This window comes from Pseudomonas sp. SCA2728.1_7 (genome assembly GCF_018138145.1).
Taxonomy (GTDB): Bacteria; Pseudomonadota; Gammaproteobacteria; order Pseudomonadales; family Pseudomonadaceae; genus Aquipseudomonas; species Aquipseudomonas koreensis_A.
In genome coordinates this window covers 4,349,399-4,364,419 of record NZ_CP073104.1, presented here as the reverse complement: position 1 = coordinate 4,364,419, position 15,021 = coordinate 4,349,399, and the positions used below count along the sequence as shown (strand labels likewise).

Below are 15,021 nucleotides of genomic sequence, written 5' to 3'. Positions count from 1 at the left end.
CCGAAGGCTGCGATCTTTTGATGTTAGGCAGGCTCGGTCACTGGGCCAAACGCACCCTGACGCAAAAGAAGCAGAACCAACCCAAACGCTCCAATCGCCATCAACAACGGCAACGCATGTCCGCTGATCCACTGGCTGCCCGCCCCGGCCGCGAGCGGCCCGACCAGACAACCGACACCCCACAACTGCGCAATGTGCGCATTCGCCCGCACCAGCGCATCGTCGCGATAACGCTCGCCGATCAGAATCAGCGACAGCGTAAACAAACCACCGGCACTCGCCCCGAACAATACCCACAACGGCCAGATCAGCAGCGTGTCGAGCAACATTGGAATCGCCAGACTCGACAGCATCAACACCACGGCGCAGCCGGCAAATAGCGTACGCCGCGACAGGTAATCGGCCAACGCGCCAATCGGCAATTGCAGCAACGCATCGCCCACCACCACCGTGCTGACCATCGCCAGCGCGATTTCAGCGGTGAAGCCCTGTTGCAGGCAATACACCGGCAGCAACGTCAGGATCATCGCCTCGAACGCGGCGAACAATGACACCGCCCAGGCAATTGCCGGCAGCTCGCGCGCGAATCCCCACAGATCGCGGAACGTCACGCTGCTCGCTTCACTGCTTGGCGCACCGCTGCGACCCAGCAACAGCAGCGGCGAAACCAGCAGCAGGCCGACGCCGACCCAGAAACCGTAATCATGCTCGGTGCCCAACGCGCCTAACAGCAACGGCCCCGACAGTTGGCTCAACGCATAGCTGCTGCCATACAGCGCCACCAGGCGACCGCGCCAGTGCTCGACCACCAGCTGATTGATCCAGCTCTCGCCGAGGATGAACACGATGGTCAGGATCACCCCGATCATCAGCCGCAGCACCAGCCAGACCGGATAGCTCGGCAACAGCGCCAGCAGACCGATCGACAGCGCCCCGGCCCACAGGCACAGGCGCATCAGATTGGCCGTGCCGAAGTGCGCGGCCAGATGACTGGAAATCTTCGCGCCCAACAACACGCCAATCGCTGGCATCGCTGCCATTACACCGATGGCGAAGGAACCGTAACCCCAGCCTTCCAGGCGCAACGACACCAACGGCATACTGACCCCCAGGGCCAGACCGACACTCAAGACAGACGCCAACACGGCGAAATACGTCGCCCACCGCATGTTCCACGCTCCTGTGGATAATTATTTTTTGGAGGCCACATCAAACAAATGTGGGAGCGAGCCTGCTCGCGAAAGCGGTTTCACATTCAGCACAGGGGCTGACTGGGACACCGCCTTCGCGAGCAGGCTCGCTCCCACAGGGGATCTGCTTCGTCTGGAGGATTGCTCTGTGAACAGATCCTCCCTAACGGCTTACAGCTTGATCCACGTTGCCTTCAGCTCGGTGTATTTGTCGAACGCATGCAGCGACTTGTCGCGGCCGTTGCCCGACTGTTTGAAGCCGCCGAACGGCGCAGTCATGTCGCCGCCATCGTACTGATTGACCCAGACGCTGCCGGCACGCAGGGCCTTGGCGGTCAGGTGCGCCTTGGAGATGTCCTGGGTCCAGACCGCAGCGGCCAGGCCGTACGGCGTGTCGTTGGCGATCTGGATCGCTTCTTCAGCGGTATCGAAAGCGATGACCGACAGCACTGGGCCGAAGATCTCTTCCTGAGCGATTTTCATCGCGTTGCTCACGCCGTCGAAAATCGTTGGCTCAACGTAGGTGCCACCGGTTTCCTGCAGAATGCGTTTGCCGCCAGCCACCAGTTTGGCGCCATCGGTATGGCCGGATTCGATGTACGACAGCACAGTGTTCATCTGCTGCGTGTCGACCAGTGCACCAACGTTGGTCGCCGGGTCCAGCGGGTTGCCCGGCTTCCAGGCTTTCAACGCCTCGATCACCATCGGCAGGAATGTGTCCTTGATCGAACGCTCGACCAGCAGACGCGAGCCGGCGGTGCACACTTCGCCCTGGTTGAAGGCGATGGCGCTGGCGGCGGATTCGGCAGCGGCTTGCAAGTCCGGCGCATCGGCAAAGACGATGTTCGGGCTCTTGCCACCGGCCTCCAGCCAGACGCGTTTCATGTTCGATTCGCCGGAGTAGATCATCAGTTGCTTGGCGATCTTGGTCGAACCGGTGAACACCAGCGTGTCGACATCGTTGTGCAGCGCCAGCGCCTTGCCAACGGTGTGGCCGTAGCCCGGCAGCACGTTGAGCACGCCTTTCGGAATGCCGGCTTCAACCGCCAGTGCGGCGATGCGGATAGCGGTCAGCGGGGATTTTTCCGATGGCTTGAGGATCACCGAGTTACCGGTCGACAGCGCCGGACCGAGTTTCCAGCAGGCCATCATCAACGGGAAGTTCCACGGCACGATGGCGCCGACCACGCCTACCGGCTCGCGAGTCACCAGACCCAACTGGTCGTGGGGCGTAGCGGCCACTTCGTCGTAGATCTTGTCGATCGCTTCACCGCTCCAGCTCAGTGCTTGCGCCGCGCCCGGGACGTCGATGTACAGCGAATCGCTGATCGGCTTGCCCATGTCGAGGGTTTCAAGCAGGGCCAGCTCTTCGGCATGCTGCTTCAGCAGGCCGGCAAAACGGATCATGGTGGCCTTGCGTTTGGTCGGCGCCAGGCGCGACCAGACGCCGGAATTGAAGGTGGCGCGAGCGTTTTCCACGGCGCGCTGGGCGTCGGCGGCGTCACAGCTGGCGATCTTGCCAAGCAGACGGCCATCGACCGGGCTGATGCACTCGAAGGTTTCGCCGGAGACGGCGTCGGTGTATTCGCCATTGAGGTAGGCGCGGCCTTCGATTTTCAGGTCGCGGGCGTGTTGTTCCCAGTCGGCACGAGTCAGGGTGGTCATTTCGAGTGTCCTCCGCTTGTTGAATACGAGCGCCGCGCGATCTTCGCCAGCGTCCTCAGGAATTCTGCCCGGCCAGCCGGTTTTTCGGCCAGAGGCACCCGCCACCCTAAACCAGCGGCCGGGGTTGTTTCAATATATTTGACATAAGGTGGCCATACGGCCTTGCGGTGTTGATTTTAATCAACATAGACTTTGGCCCTTTCCAGCCAATCGCGCCGTATTCACGGGAGATAACAACAATGAACATCCAGAACGTCGTCGACATCAGCCTGACCAGTAGCGAAGCCGAACGCTATCGCCCGGACCCGGCGAAGGTGCTGAAGGGAGATCCTGAGCAAGCGGTGTTCCATCAGTACGAAAGCCCTTGTGGGCAGATGGGCGTTGGCGTGTGGGAAGGTGCGGTCGGGCAGTGGACGGTGAATTACACCGAGCATGAGTACTGCGAAATCCTGCAGGGGGTTTCGGTGCTGCGTGACAGCGATGGTAACGCCAAGACCTTGCGTGTTGGCGACCGGTTTGTGATTCCGGCGGGGTTTCGTGGGACTTGGGAGGTGCTGGAGGCTTGCCGCAAGGTCTATGTGATCTTTGAACAGAAAGCTTGAGAGTTTTCGCTGGCTGATCGGGCCCTTTCGCGAGCAGGCTCACTCCTACAGGTGACCGCATTCCAATGTAGGAGTGAGCCTGCTCGCGAAGGGGCCAGAACAGGAAACACCAAATCCGAGGCAACAAAAAAGGCCCGTATCGTGAGATACGGGCCTTTTTTGTAAGTCGGGAAAAATCAATTACTTGATTTTGCCTTCCTTGTAGATCACGTGCTTGCGAACAACCGGATCATATTTCTTGATCTCGATTTTGTCCGGGGTAGTACGCTTGTTCTTGTCGGTAGTGTAGAAGTGACCAGTACCGGCGCTCGAGATCAAACGAATCAATTCACGCATGATTAGCTCCCTTAAATCTTGCCATCGCGGCGAAGTTCGGCGAGCACGACAGTGATGCCACGCTTGTCGATGATACGCATGCCTTTGGCAGATACGCGCAGACGCACAAAACGTTTCTCTTCTTCAACCCAGAAGCGGTGATGCTGCAGGTTCGGCAGGAAACGACGACGGGTTTTGTTGTTTGCGTGGGAAATGTTATTCCCAGTCACCGGACCCTTACCGGTAACTTGACATACTCTCGACATGCCTCAGCCCTCTAAAACCACATGCCCAACCCGGCATGGGTTGGCCGCTTAATCTCTCAGTCATTTGGCGCCAGGCGCCGCGTTTCTTTAGAGGTCTTACCGGCTACACCTACAGTGAAGGAACCGGGCCCCTAGAAAAGAGCGCTGCTTTATACCAGAAAGACTTCGGAGCAACAACATTCGGTGTGCAAACAATCCACAAAAAGGCGCTTTTTCAGCCTGCGAACGCCTTGGATAAAGGCTGGCATCGATTTTTACCACTCGTCGCAGAAAACCACCCTTGCGGGTGTTTCAGACTTTTGGCCGCGCCCCGCAGCCTGAAAAACGGCCATTACTGTGCCCCGAAAATGCAAAAAGGGGATAGTCATTTGTAATCCAGACCTCTAGGGTAGGCCTTTTCCAGACTGCACTTGCAGATGGGCCTTCGATCTGTAAAAGGAAACCGACCATGCGCCTCGCTGCCCTACCCCTGTTGCTCGCCCCGCTCCTGCTGAGCCCCCTGGCCCAGGCCGCCGCGCTGAGCGTCTGCACCGAGGCCAGCCCTGAAGGGTTCGACGTGGTGCAGTACAACTCGCTGACCACCACCAACGCCTCGGCCGACGTGCTGATGAACCGTCTGGTGGATTTCGACACCGCCAGCGGCAAAGTCGTGCCAAGCCTGGCCGACAGCTGGGAAGTCAGCACCGACGGCCTGACTTACGTGTTCAAGCTGCATCCGCAGGTGAAGTTTCACACGACTGAATACTTCAAGCCGAACCGTGAGCTGACCGCCGAAGACGTCAAATTCAGCTTCGACCGCATGCTCGACCCGGCCAACCCGTGGCACAAGGTTGCTCAAAGCGGCTTCCCCCATGCGCAGTCGATGCAGTTACCTGCACTGATCAAGAAAATCGACGCACTTGATCCGCTGACCGTGCGCTTCACCCTCGATCACCCGGACTCTACGTTCCTGGCGACTCTGAGCATGGGCTTCGCTTCGATCTACTCCGCCGAATACGCCGACAAACTGATGAAGGCCGGCACGACGGACAAGCTCAACAGCCAGCCGATCGGCACCGGCCCGTTCGTCTTCAACCGTTTCCAGAAAGACGCAGCGATCCGTTACAAGGCCAACCCGGATTACTTCGGTGGCAAGCCTGCGGTGGATCCGTTGATCTTCGCCATCACCCCGGACGCTAACGTGCGCCTGCAAAAACTGCGGCGCAATGAATGCCAGATCGCCCTGTCGCCAAAACCGTTGGACGTACAGGCCGCGCTGAAAGAACCGACACTGAAAGTCGAAAAGACTGACGCGTTCATGACCGCGTTCGTCGGTATCAACAGTCAGCATCCACCGTTGGACAAGCCGGAAGTGCGTCAGGCAATCAACCTCGCGTTCGACAAGGCCAACTACATCAAAGCCGTGTTCGAAGACACTGCCGAAGCCGCGAACGGCCCTTACCCGCCGAACACCTGGAGTTACGCGAAGAACCTGCCGGGTTACCCGCACGATGTCGCCAAAGCCAAGGCATTGCTGGCCAAGGCCGGGTTGAAGGACGGTTTCCAGACCACCATCTGGACGCGTCCTTCCGGCAGCCTGCTGAATCCGAACCCAAGCCTGGGCGCACAGATGTTGCAGTCAGATCTGGCGGAAATCGGCATTCAGGCGGAAATCCGCGTGATCGAGTGGGGCGAACTGATTCGCCGCGCCAAGGCCGGCGAGCATGACCTGCTGTTCATGGGCTGGGCCGGCGATAACGGCGACCCGGATAACTTCCTCACGCCGCAGTTTTCCTGCGCAGCGGTCAAGTCCGGCACCAACTTTGCGCGGTACTGCAACGCTGATCTGGACAAGTTGATCAGTGCGGGCAAGACCACTAGCGAGCAAGGTGTGCGCACCAAGCTGTATGAGCAGGCGCAGACGCAGATCCAGCAACAGGCGTTGTGGCTGCCGTTGGCGCACCCGACGGCCTATGCGCTCACACGCAAGGACGTACAGGGTTATTCGGTTAGCCCGTTTGGCCGGCAGGACTATTCCAAGGTCAACCTGAAATAACCTGCCCAGCACACCACCTGTAGGAGTGAGCCTGCTCGCGATGGCGTCATTTCAGTCAACCCATTCGGTGACTGGAAAATTGCTATCGCGAGCAGGCTCACTCCTACAGGGGTTTAGCGTTTTTCCCCTGAGCGTTACATCCAGCCACACTCCGCCATTGATAACGGCTCACCATCGCCAACGATGAAGTGATCCAGCACCCGCACGTCAATCAACTCCAGCGCCTTTTGCAGTCGCTTGGTCAGTAATCGATCAGCCTGACTGGGGTCGGTATTCCCCGATGGATGGTTGTGGCACAGGATCAGCGCCGCCGCGTTATTGGCCAAACATCGCTTAACCACCTCGCGGGGATGCACGCTGGTGTTGTCGATCGAGCCGCGAAACAGGATCTCGAAATTCAGTACTTGATGTTTGGAGTCGAGAAACAGGCAACCAAACACCTCATGCGGTTCGTGACGCAGCATCGATTTCAGATAATCGCGAACGACCTGAGGGTTTTCCAGGGCTGGTTTCTGCCGTGATTTCTCAGCCAGATGCCGCCTGTTCATTTCCTGAGCCGCTTGCAGTTGCGCAAACTTCGCCGGCCCGAGTCCCAATTGTTTGCTGAATGCGTGCTGATCGGCCTCAAGCAGCAAACGCAGGCTGCCGAATTGAGTCAACAGATTGCGCGCCAGGTCCACAGCGCTTATTCCGGGCAATCCGGTACGCAGAAAAATCGCCAATAACTCAGCGTCCGAAAGGCTCGCTGCCCCGTGTTCCAATAACCTTTCCCGCGGGCGTTCCGCCGCAGGCCAATCGCGAATACTCATACACATTCCCTGTCTGTGGGCGCCGCTGTTCCGTAGCGGTCGCTGTGATATCGTAGCCCATCTTTTTTGCGGTCGATTCAACCCTGGGGAGGGGCATCGCATCGCAGTCATCAACGAAATGAAAGGCAGACCTATGCAGCGGCTGTATCGGAAACGCATCGTTCTGGGCGTCGGCGGCGGCATCGCGGCCTACAAGAGCGCCGATCTGGTTCGTCGCCTGATCGACCAGGGCGCCGAAGTGCGCGTGGTCATGACCCACGGTGGCGCCGAGTTCATCACCCCGCTGACCATGCAGGCCTTGTCCGGCCACCCGGTACACCTCGACCTGCTCGACCCGGCCGCTGAAGCCGCGATGGGCCACATCGAGCTGGCCAAGTGGGCCGATCTGGTGCTGATCGCCCCGGCTACCGCCGACCTGATCGCCCGCCTGGCCCAAGGCATCGCCAACGATTTGCTGACCACCCTGGTGCTGGCCACCGACGCTGTCGTCGCCGTTGCTCCAGCGATGAATCAGGCGATGTGGCGCGATCCGGCGACCCAGGCCAACCTGCAACTCTTGGAAAGCCGTGGCCTGAAGACCTTCGGCCCGGCCTCGGGCAGCCAGGCCTGTGGCGACGTCGGCATGGGCCGGATGATGGAAGCCACCGATCTGGCGCAATGCGCAGCGGACTGCTTCCAGCGTCAGGCGCTGACCGGCAAGCACGTGGTGATCACCGCTGGCCCGACCCAGGAAAACATCGACCCGGTGCGCTACATCACCAACCACAGCTCCGGCAAAATGGGCTTTGCCCTCGCCGAAGCCGCGGTTGAAGCCGGCGCCCGCGTCACGCTGATCAGCGGCCCGGTGCACCTGCCGACGCCGGATCGCGTCACCCGTATCGACGTGGTCAGCGCCCGCGACATGCTCGCGGCTTGCGAATCGGCGATCCCGTGCGATGTGTTTATCGCCTCGGCTGCCGTTGCGGACTACCGTCCGGAAGTCGTCGCCCCGCAAAAACTCAAGAAAGATCCTACGAGCGGTGACGGCTTCGTCCTGCAAATGGTGCGTAACCCGGACATCCTCGCCACCATCGCGACCCGTCCCGACCGTCCGTTCAGTGTCGGCTTTGCCGCCGAGACCGAACACCTGCTCGACTACGCTGCACGCAAGCTGAAGGACAAGAATCTCGATTTGATCGTCGCCAACGACGTCGCCAACCCGAGCATCGGTTTCAACAGCGAAGAAAACGCCTGCAGCGTGATTGACCGTGCGCTGCACGCCACGGTTTTCGCCCAGACCAGCAAGAGCAAGATCGCTCGCCAACTGGTCACTTTTATCGCCGAACGTCTGAACCAGGTTTAATTTACATGCACGCTTTGCAAGCCAAGATCCTCGACCCACGCATCGGCAGCGAATTCCCGCTGCCGCAATACGCCACCCCGGGCTCCGCCGGCCTCGACCTGCGCGCCATGCTGGATCAGGACATTGTGATCAAGCCGGGTGAAACTGTGCTGATCCCCACCGGTCTGTCGGTTTACATCGGCGACCCGAACCTCGCCGCGCTGATCCTGCCGCGCTCGGGCATGGGCCATAAGCACGGCATCGTGCTGGGCAACCTCGTCGGCCTGATCGATTCGGATTACCAGGGCCCGCTGATGGTGTCCTGCTGGAACCGTGGCCAGACCGACTTCACCATGACCGTCGGTGAACGTCTGGCGCAACTGGTGCTGGTACCGGTGGTGCAGGCGCATTTCGAAATGGTTGAAGAGTTCGTCGAAACCGAACGCGGTACCGGCGGGTTTGGTCATACCGGCACCAAGTAACCGGCGTCATCGTCTGTAGGGGCTGCCGAAGGCTGCGATCTTTTGATTTGGTTTTCTACGATCAAGACCAAAGATCGCAGCCTGCGGCAGCTCCTACAGGGGGAAATTTCAGGCAGATCGGCTGAAAGGTTTACCGCCGTAAATCAAGGTTTTGCCGGCCGAAAGCCACGCCAGCCGAGGCGTCATGGCCCTTTCATACCACGAACTCTCTGTGGAAAACGCCGTCATACCCTTCAGTTTGAGCCTGCCGTCGAACGATTCGTCGGTCTGTCCCGCCACTTTCGAGATGGAGCATTTCCGTAGATGAGCACCCCAGCCAAGATTGCCCCGAAGCTGCCCGACAGCATTTTCCGCGCCTATGACATTCGCGGCACCGTGCCGGAATTCCTCAATGCCGAAACCGCTTACTGGATCGGCCGCGCCATTGGTTCGCAGAGCCTGGCCCAAGGTGAACCAAATGTTTCCGTCGGTCGCGACGGTCGCTTGTCCGGCCCGGAGCTGGTGGCCGAGCTGATTCGCGGTATCGCCGAAAGCGGCTGCCATGTCAGCGACGTTGGCCTGGTGCCGACGCCGGCGCTGTACTACGCCGCCAACGTGCTGGCCGGCAAGTCGGGCGTGATGCTCACCGGCAGCCACAACCCGTCGAACTACAACGGCTTCAAGATCGTCATCGCCGGCGACACCCTCGCCAACGAACAGATTCAGGTGCTGCATGAGCGCATCAAGACCAACAACTTGAGCAGCGGCACCGGCAGCGTCACCCAGGTCGAAATCCTCGACCGCTACAACACCGAAATCGTCCAGGACATCAAACTGGCCCGGCGCATGAAGGTCGTGGTCGACTGCGGCAACGGCGCGGCCGGCGTGATTGCCCCGCAACTGATCGAAGCGCTGAACTGCGAAGTGATTCCGCTGTTCTGCGAAGTCGACGGCAACTTCCCGAACCATCATCCGGATCCGGGCAAGCCTGAGAACCTCGTCGACCTGATCGCCAAGGTCAAGGAAACCAACGCCGACATCGGCCTGGCCTTCGACGGCGACGGCGACCGTGTCGGCGTGGTGACCAACACCGGCAGCATTGTCTACCCGGATCGCCTGCTGATGCTGTTCGCCCGTGACGTGGTGGCGCGCAACCCGGACGCCGAGATCATTTTCGACGTCAAATGCACCCGTCGTTTGGTGCCGCTGATCAAGGAATACGGCGGTCGTCCGCTAATGTGGAAGACCGGTCATTCGTTGATCAAAAAGAAAATGAAACAATCCGGTGCACTATTGGCCGGCGAAATGAGCGGGCACATCTTCTTCAAGGAGCGCTGGTTCGGTTTCGACGACGGTATCTACAGCGCCGCACGGTTGCTGGAGATCCTCAGCAAGGAAAAATCCACCGCGGAAGAGCTGTTTGCGACCTTCCCGAACGATATTTCTACGCCGGAAATCAATATCCATGTGACCGAAGAGAGCAAATTCAGCATCATTGATGCTCTGCACGACGCACAGTGGGGCGCAGGCGCTGACCTGACCACCATCGACGGCGTGCGAGTCGATTACGCCAAAGGCTGGGGCCTGGTGCGCGCGTCCAACACCACACCGGTGCTGGTGCTGCGTTTCGAGGCCGATGACGAGGCTGAATTGCAACGCATCAAGGATGTGTTCCACACCCAACTGAAACGCGTTGCACCTGATCTCCAACTACCGTTCTGATCCACCCGGAGCCCTGAATGACCCTCGAACGCGAAGCCGCCGCCCATACCGCCCAGGTCCTGTCCGAAGCGTTGCCTTACATCCGACGCTATGTCGGCAAGACCCTGGTGATCAAATACGGCGGCAACGCGATGGAAAGCGAGGAGCTGAAAACCGGCTTCGCCCGCGACATCGTGCTGATGAAAGCCGTTGGCATCAACCCGGTGGTCGTGCACGGCGGCGGCCCGCAGATCGGTGATCTGCTCAAGCGCCTGTCGATCGAAAGCCACTTCGTCGATGGCATGCGCGTCACCGACGCGGCGACCATGGACGTGGTGGAAATGGTCTTGGGCGGTCAGGTCAACAAAAGCATCGTCAACCTGATCAACCGTCACGGCGGTAGCGCCATCGGCCTGACCGGTAAAGACGCCGGGCTGATTCGCGCAAAGAAACTGACCGTCACCCGTCAGACCCCGGAGATGACCCAGCCTGAAATCATCGACATCGGTCAGGTGGGCGAAGTGGTCGGGATCAACACCGAACTGCTGAACCTGCTGGTAAAAGGCAATTTCATCCCGGTGATTGCGCCGATTGGCGTCGGTGAAAACGGCGAGTCGTACAACATCAACGCTGATCTGGTGGCCGGCAAAGTCGCCGAAGCACTGAAAGCCGAAAAGCTGATGCTGCTGACCAACATCGCCGGCCTGATGGACAAGTCGGGCACCGTGCTGACCGGCCTGAGCACCCAGCAGGTCGACGATCTGATCGCCGACGGCACCATCTACGGCGGCATGCTGCCGAAGATCCGCTGCGCACTGGAAGCGGTTCAGGGCGGTGTGGGCAGCTCGCTGATCATCGACGGTCGCGTGCCGAACGCGATCCTGCTGGAAATCTTCACCGACACCGGTGTGGGTACGCTGATCAGCAATCGCAAGCGTCCTTAAGCTTTAGTGCAAACAAAAAGACCCCGCTCAGCCTGGCTGAGCGGGGTCTTTTTTTGCACCGCAATCCCTGTGGGAGCGAGCCTGCTCGCGAAAGCGGCCTCTGCATCACATCAATGCTGAATGTGAAGACCTCTTCGCGAGCAGGCTCGCTCCCACAGTGCTCTGCGGTTAAACGCCGAACTGGGCGCGGTAGGCTTCCACGGCTGGCAGGTGTTGCTTGAGCTGCGGATCGTCGGCGAGGAATTCCAGCACCTGATTCAACGAAACAATGCTGATCACCGGAATGCCGAAGTCGCGCTCGACTTCCTGGATTGCCGACAACTCACCGTTGCCACGCTCCTGACGGTTCAGGGCGATCAGCACACCGGCAGCCTTGGCGCCGTCCTGCGAGGCGATGATCTGCATCACTTCGCGGATTGCTGTACCGGCGGTAATCACGTCATCAATGATCAGTACGTCACCGGTCAACGGCGCGCCGACCAGACTGCCGCCTTCGCCGTGGGCCTTGGCTTCCTTGCGGTTGAAGCACCACGGCAGATCACGGTCGTGGTGCTCGGCCAGCGCCACGGCAGTGGTCGCCGCCAACGGGATGCCTTTGTAGGCCGGGCCGAACAGAACGTCGAAGGGAATGCCGCTTTCGGCAATGGCTGCCGCGTAGAAACGCCCCAGTTGCGCCAGGGCCGAACCCGAGTTGAACAGGCCGGCGTTGAAGAAGTAAGGACTGGTGCGCCCGGACTTCAGGGTGAACTCACCGAAGCGCAAAACGCCGCGATCGATGGCAAAACGAATGAAATCGCGCTGATACGCTTGCATGAAAAAAACCCCAAATACCACGGATTTAGCTAATTAGCTTGACGCCGTGTATCATACACGCACGCGATTTTTGGGGCCATTTATGCGGATCATCAGTGTGAACGTCAATGGTATTCAGGCTGCAGTCGAGCGTGGTTTGCTCAGTTGGCTGCAAGCACAGAATGCCGACGTCATCTGCCTGCAGGACACCCGTGCCTCCGCCTTTGAACTGGATGACCCAGCCTTCCAACTGGATGGCTACTTCCTTTATGCCTGCGATGCTGAAGTCCCCGCCCAAGGTGGCGTGGCTTTGTACTCGCGGTTGCAACCGAAGGCTGTCATCAGCGGTCTCGGTTTCGAGACGGCCGACCGCTACGGGCGCTACCTGCAAGCAGATTTCGACAAAGTCAGTATTGCCACCTTGCTGCTCCCTTCGGGGATGAACGGCGATGAGGACTTGAACCAGAAGTTCAAGCTCATGGACGACTTCGGCAAGTACCTGGACAAACAGCGACGCAAACGTCGCGAGTACATTTATTGTGGCTCGCTGTACGTGGCGCAGCAGAAGCTCGACATCAAAAACTGGCGCGACAGCCAGCAATCCCCGGGCTTCCTGGCGCCAGAACGCGCCTGGATGGACGAGATTGTCGGCAACATGGGTTATGTCGATGCCCTGCGCGAAGTCAGTCGTGAAGGCGACCAGTACAGCTGGTGGCCGGATAACGAACAGGCCGAGATGCTCAATCTGGGCTGGCGCTTCGATTACCAGATCCTGACTCCAGGCCTGCGACGCTTCGTACGCAGCGCACGCCTGCCACGTCAGCCGCGGTTCTCGCAGCACGCACCACTGATCGTCGACTACGACTGGACGCTGACCATCTAAGCGCCGTTCGCAGTACAAAAAATGCCCGTATCGCAAGATACGGGCATTTTTTGTGCCTGCGCTCAAGACGGAATCGAATTCAGACGGCGGCGAAGAACGGCAACATCAAGTACAGCTTGATCACGACGACATTGATAATGTCGATGAAGAACGCCCCGACCATCGGCACCACCAGAAACGCGATCTGCGAGGGGCCGTAGCGCTGCGTCACGGCCTGCATGTTGGCAATGGCAGTCGGCGTGGCACCCAGGCCAAAACCGCAATGCCCTGCCGCTAGCACGGCCGCATCGTAGTTGCGGCCCATCACCCGGAATGTAACGAAGATCGCGAACAGCGCCATGACCAGCGCCTGCACAGCCAGAATGATGAAGATCGGCAACGCCAGCGCCGCCAGATCCCACAACTTGAGCGACATCAGGGCGATCGCCAGAAACAGCGACAGGCTGACATTGCCCAGTACCGAGACCTCACGCTCAAACACCTGATACAAGCCCAACGCTGAAAGACCGTTGCGCAACACCACGCCTACAAACAGGACGCAAACAAACGTCGGCAACTCGAATGCAGTCCCGTGCAGCAGCCCATTCAACAGATTGCCCGCCAGCAGGCTGACTGCAATCAGCGCCAGGGTTTCGACAAACGAAAAGGGCGTGATCGAGCGCTCCTTGTTCGGCTGCTCGAAACCTTTTGGCAATCGTGGCGCGTCCTGCTGATTGCAACCCGGCACTTCCACACGCTTGATGAGCAACCGCGCCACCGGCCCGCCGATCAAACCACCCAGCACCAGACCAAACGTCGCGGAAGCCATCGCCAGTTCGGACGCTGAGGCCAGACCGTACTTCTCACCGAATACCGTGCCCCACGCTGCACCCGTGCCGTGACCGCCCGCCAGGGTAATCGAGCCGGTCAGCAGTCCCATCAATGGATCGAGCCCGAGCATTTTTGCCAACCCGATCCCCATCGCATTCTGCACCACCAACAGCCCGGTGACCGCCAGTAGAAATATCCCCACTATCCGGCCACCTTTCTTCAGACTGGCGAAGTCTGCGCTTAAACCGATGGTGGCAAAAAAGGCCAGCATCAAAGGTGTCTGCAGGGAAGTATCGAAACGAACTTCAACATCGAACGTTCGCAGCAGCAACAACAGCAAGGCAACTACCAGCCCACCCGCTACAGGTTCAGGGATATTGTAACTGCGCATGAAACCAACACGCCTAACTAGCCCGCGCCCTAGCAGAAGTACTAAGGACGCGGCCACAAGTGTTCCGTAAAAATCGAGCTGAATCATTGGGATTATTCTTGGCTATATATTCAGAGGCGCGCTTTTTACCTGCACCCGCCTCATGAACCGGCTGATTGTCTCAACACTGATTACTGTGGAATTCAAGAGCCTTCGTTGGCTTGAATATATCTTAATATTTCAGAAGAAATATTAGCCCGGCAACTTTAACAATCGCCATCTGTGATTCCAATGATATGAACCAGAACCAAGCCACTGCAGTTGTGACAAAAAGTGTAATTACGCCATTGATATAAAATGTTACTTGCCACTCATCGCAACAAGATTATTCCTACACACCAAAGAGATTACTTTAGTTGCGCAAATAAAAATGCCCTGACATCTCAGGGCATTTTTTAAACTGGGCGAGCTTTTATTTGATCAACCGCCAGGTAAACGGATATCGGTACGGGAAGCCTTCATTAGCCTTCACCCCCGCAATGATCGTCAAAACCAGTGCGCCGATAGCCAGTATTCCCAACAGAAAGAAACCGATGATCAACACCATCAACAGAAAGCAGATCAACGATGCGATGGCGACGGTAATCTGAAAATTCAGCGCCTCTTTACCTTGAGCATCGATGAACGGGTCCGTTTCGCGCTTCATCTGCCAGAGGATCAACGGTCCGATCAGATTGCCGAACGGAATCCAGATCCCCAGCAAGGCGGACAAGTGACAAAACATCGCCCATTGGCGAACCTCTTGGCTCGGTTTGGGCAGCAACTCTTGCTCGTCACTCATCGCGTCCTCCTTGCGG

The 15,021-nt window shown here is 58.8% G+C and carries 14 protein-coding genes and 1 pseudogene; 7 read left to right on the top strand and 8 right to left on the bottom strand.

Annotated elements, in window-relative coordinates; all coding sequences use genetic code 11:
- Window positions 1–23: 23 nt before the first annotated feature.
- Window positions 24–1,169 (bottom strand): MFS transporter, encoded by a 1,146-nt coding sequence (locus tag KBP52_RS19370; protein ID WP_212620784.1) that lies wholly within the window; start codon window positions 1,167–1,169, stop codon window positions 24–26.
- 192 nt (window positions 1,170–1,361) lie between these two features.
- Window positions 1,362–2,855, bottom strand: a complete 1,494-nt coding sequence (locus KBP52_RS19365; protein WP_212620783.1) for an aldehyde dehydrogenase — start codon at window positions 2,853–2,855, stop codon at window positions 1,362–1,364.
- A 239-nt stretch (window positions 2,856–3,094) separates the two neighbouring features.
- Between KBP52_RS19365 and KBP52_RS19360 the strand changes: the two genes are divergently transcribed.
- Window positions 3,095–3,457, top strand: a complete 363-nt coding sequence (locus KBP52_RS19360) for a cupin domain-containing protein (RefSeq protein ID WP_025112716.1) — start codon at window positions 3,095–3,097, stop codon at window positions 3,455–3,457.
- A 180-nt stretch (window positions 3,458–3,637) separates the two neighbouring features.
- Here the strand turns inward: KBP52_RS19360 and rpmG are convergent, their stop codons facing one another.
- Complete coding sequence (gene rpmG, locus KBP52_RS19355; protein WP_003177274.1) at window positions 3,638–3,793, bottom strand: 50S ribosomal protein L33; 156 nt, start codon at window positions 3,791–3,793, stop codon at window positions 3,638–3,640.
- A gap of 11 nt (window positions 3,794–3,804) precedes the next feature.
- Window positions 3,805–4,038, bottom strand: coding sequence for a 50S ribosomal protein L28 (gene rpmB / locus KBP52_RS19350; protein WP_007920377.1), 234 nt, complete (start codon window positions 4,036–4,038; stop codon window positions 3,805–3,807).
- Between the two features lie 448 nt (window positions 4,039–4,486).
- Between rpmB and KBP52_RS19345 the strand changes: the two genes are divergently transcribed.
- Window positions 4,487–6,073, top strand: a complete 1,587-nt coding sequence (locus tag KBP52_RS19345; protein ID WP_212620782.1) for an ABC transporter substrate-binding protein — start codon at window positions 4,487–4,489, stop codon at window positions 6,071–6,073.
- A gap of 134 nt (window positions 6,074–6,207) precedes the next feature.
- Here the strand turns inward: KBP52_RS19345 and radC are convergent, their stop codons facing one another.
- On the bottom strand, window positions 6,208–6,882 hold the full coding sequence (radC, locus tag KBP52_RS19340; RefSeq protein WP_077575044.1) for a DNA repair protein RadC: 675 nt from the start codon (window positions 6,880–6,882) through the stop codon (window positions 6,208–6,210).
- A gap of 133 nt (window positions 6,883–7,015) precedes the next feature.
- Between radC and coaBC the strand changes: the two genes are divergently transcribed.
- The 4 genes and pseudogenes from coaBC (at window position 7,016) to argB (ending at window position 11,309) form a co-directional block, all read left to right on the top strand.
- Window positions 7,016–8,224, top strand: coding sequence for a bifunctional phosphopantothenoylcysteine decarboxylase/phosphopantothenate--cysteine ligase CoaBC (gene coaBC, locus KBP52_RS19335; RefSeq protein WP_007920365.1), 1,209 nt, complete (start codon window positions 7,016–7,018; stop codon window positions 8,222–8,224).
- A gap of 5 nt (window positions 8,225–8,229) precedes the next feature.
- Window positions 8,230–8,685: a dUTP diphosphatase gene (gene dut, locus KBP52_RS19330; RefSeq protein WP_007920363.1), complete on the top strand. Its 456-nt coding sequence runs from the start codon at window positions 8,230–8,232 to the stop codon at window positions 8,683–8,685.
- Between the two features lie 297 nt (window positions 8,686–8,982).
- Window positions 8,983–10,386 (top strand): annotated as a pseudogene (locus KBP52_RS19325) (phosphomannomutase/phosphoglucomutase); the annotation flags it as partial.
- Between the two features lie 17 nt (window positions 10,387–10,403).
- On the top strand, window positions 10,404–11,309 hold the full coding sequence (gene argB / locus KBP52_RS19320; RefSeq protein WP_003229488.1) for an acetylglutamate kinase: 906 nt from the start codon (window positions 10,404–10,406) through the stop codon (window positions 11,307–11,309).
- A 168-nt stretch (window positions 11,310–11,477) separates the two neighbouring features.
- On the opposite strand, the gene pyrE is transcribed toward argB, so the two are convergent.
- On the bottom strand, window positions 11,478–12,122 hold the full coding sequence (gene pyrE / locus KBP52_RS19315; protein WP_008078597.1) for an orotate phosphoribosyltransferase: 645 nt from the start codon (window positions 12,120–12,122) through the stop codon (window positions 11,478–11,480).
- Between the two features lie 82 nt (window positions 12,123–12,204).
- Between pyrE and KBP52_RS19310 the strand changes: the two genes are divergently transcribed.
- Window positions 12,205–12,984 (top strand): exodeoxyribonuclease III, encoded by a 780-nt coding sequence (locus KBP52_RS19310; RefSeq protein WP_007920349.1) that lies wholly within the window; start codon window positions 12,205–12,207, stop codon window positions 12,982–12,984.
- Window positions 12,985–13,063: 79 nt separating this feature from the next.
- Here the strand turns inward: KBP52_RS19310 and gltS are convergent, their stop codons facing one another.
- A complete protein-coding gene (gltS, locus tag KBP52_RS19305) occupies window positions 13,064–14,272 on the bottom strand; it encodes a sodium/glutamate symporter (protein ID WP_212620780.1) in 1,209 nt (402 codons plus the stop codon).
- A gap of 364 nt (window positions 14,273–14,636) precedes the next feature.
- Complete coding sequence (locus KBP52_RS19300; protein WP_007920344.1) at window positions 14,637–15,005, bottom strand: DUF4870 domain-containing protein; 369 nt, start codon at window positions 15,003–15,005, stop codon at window positions 14,637–14,639.
- Between the last annotated feature and the right edge of the window lie 16 nt (window positions 15,006–15,021).

Bases quoted from the DNA above. Each gene is read 5' to 3' on its own strand.
- KBP52_RS19370 (WP_212620784.1), bottom strand. From the start codon at position 1,169: ATGCGGTGGGCGACGTATTTCGCCGTGTTGGCGTCTGTCTTGAGTGTC.
- KBP52_RS19365 (WP_212620783.1), bottom strand. From the start codon at position 2,855: ATGACCACCCTGACTCGTGCCGACTGGGAACAACACGCCCGCGACCTG.
- KBP52_RS19360 (WP_025112716.1), top strand. From the start codon at position 3,095: ATGAACATCCAGAACGTCGTCGACATCAGCCTGACCAGTAGCGAAGCC.
- rpmG (WP_003177274.1), bottom strand. From the start codon at position 3,793: ATGCGTGAATTGATTCGTTTGATCTCGAGCGCCGGTACTGGTCACTTC.
- rpmB (WP_007920377.1), bottom strand. From the start codon at position 4,038: ATGTCGAGAGTATGTCAAGTTACCGGTAAGGGTCCGGTGACTGGGAAT.
- KBP52_RS19345 (WP_212620782.1), top strand. From the start codon at position 4,487: ATGCGCCTCGCTGCCCTACCCCTGTTGCTCGCCCCGCTCCTGCTGAGC.
- radC (WP_077575044.1), bottom strand. From the start codon at position 6,882: ATGAGTATTCGCGATTGGCCTGCGGCGGAACGCCCGCGGGAAAGGTTA.
- coaBC (WP_007920365.1), top strand. From the start codon at position 7,016: ATGCAGCGGCTGTATCGGAAACGCATCGTTCTGGGCGTCGGCGGCGGC.
- dut (WP_007920363.1), top strand. From the start codon at position 8,230: ATGCACGCTTTGCAAGCCAAGATCCTCGACCCACGCATCGGCAGCGAA.
- argB (WP_003229488.1), top strand. From the start codon at position 10,404: ATGACCCTCGAACGCGAAGCCGCCGCCCATACCGCCCAGGTCCTGTCC.
- pyrE (WP_008078597.1), bottom strand. From the start codon at position 12,122: ATGCAAGCGTATCAGCGCGATTTCATTCGTTTTGCCATCGATCGCGGC.
- KBP52_RS19310 (WP_007920349.1), top strand. From the start codon at position 12,205: ATGCGGATCATCAGTGTGAACGTCAATGGTATTCAGGCTGCAGTCGAG.
- gltS (WP_212620780.1), bottom strand. From the start codon at position 14,272: ATGATTCAGCTCGATTTTTACGGAACACTTGTGGCCGCGTCCTTAGTA.
- KBP52_RS19300 (WP_007920344.1), bottom strand. From the start codon at position 15,005: ATGAGTGACGAGCAAGAGTTGCTGCCCAAACCGAGCCAAGAGGTTCGC.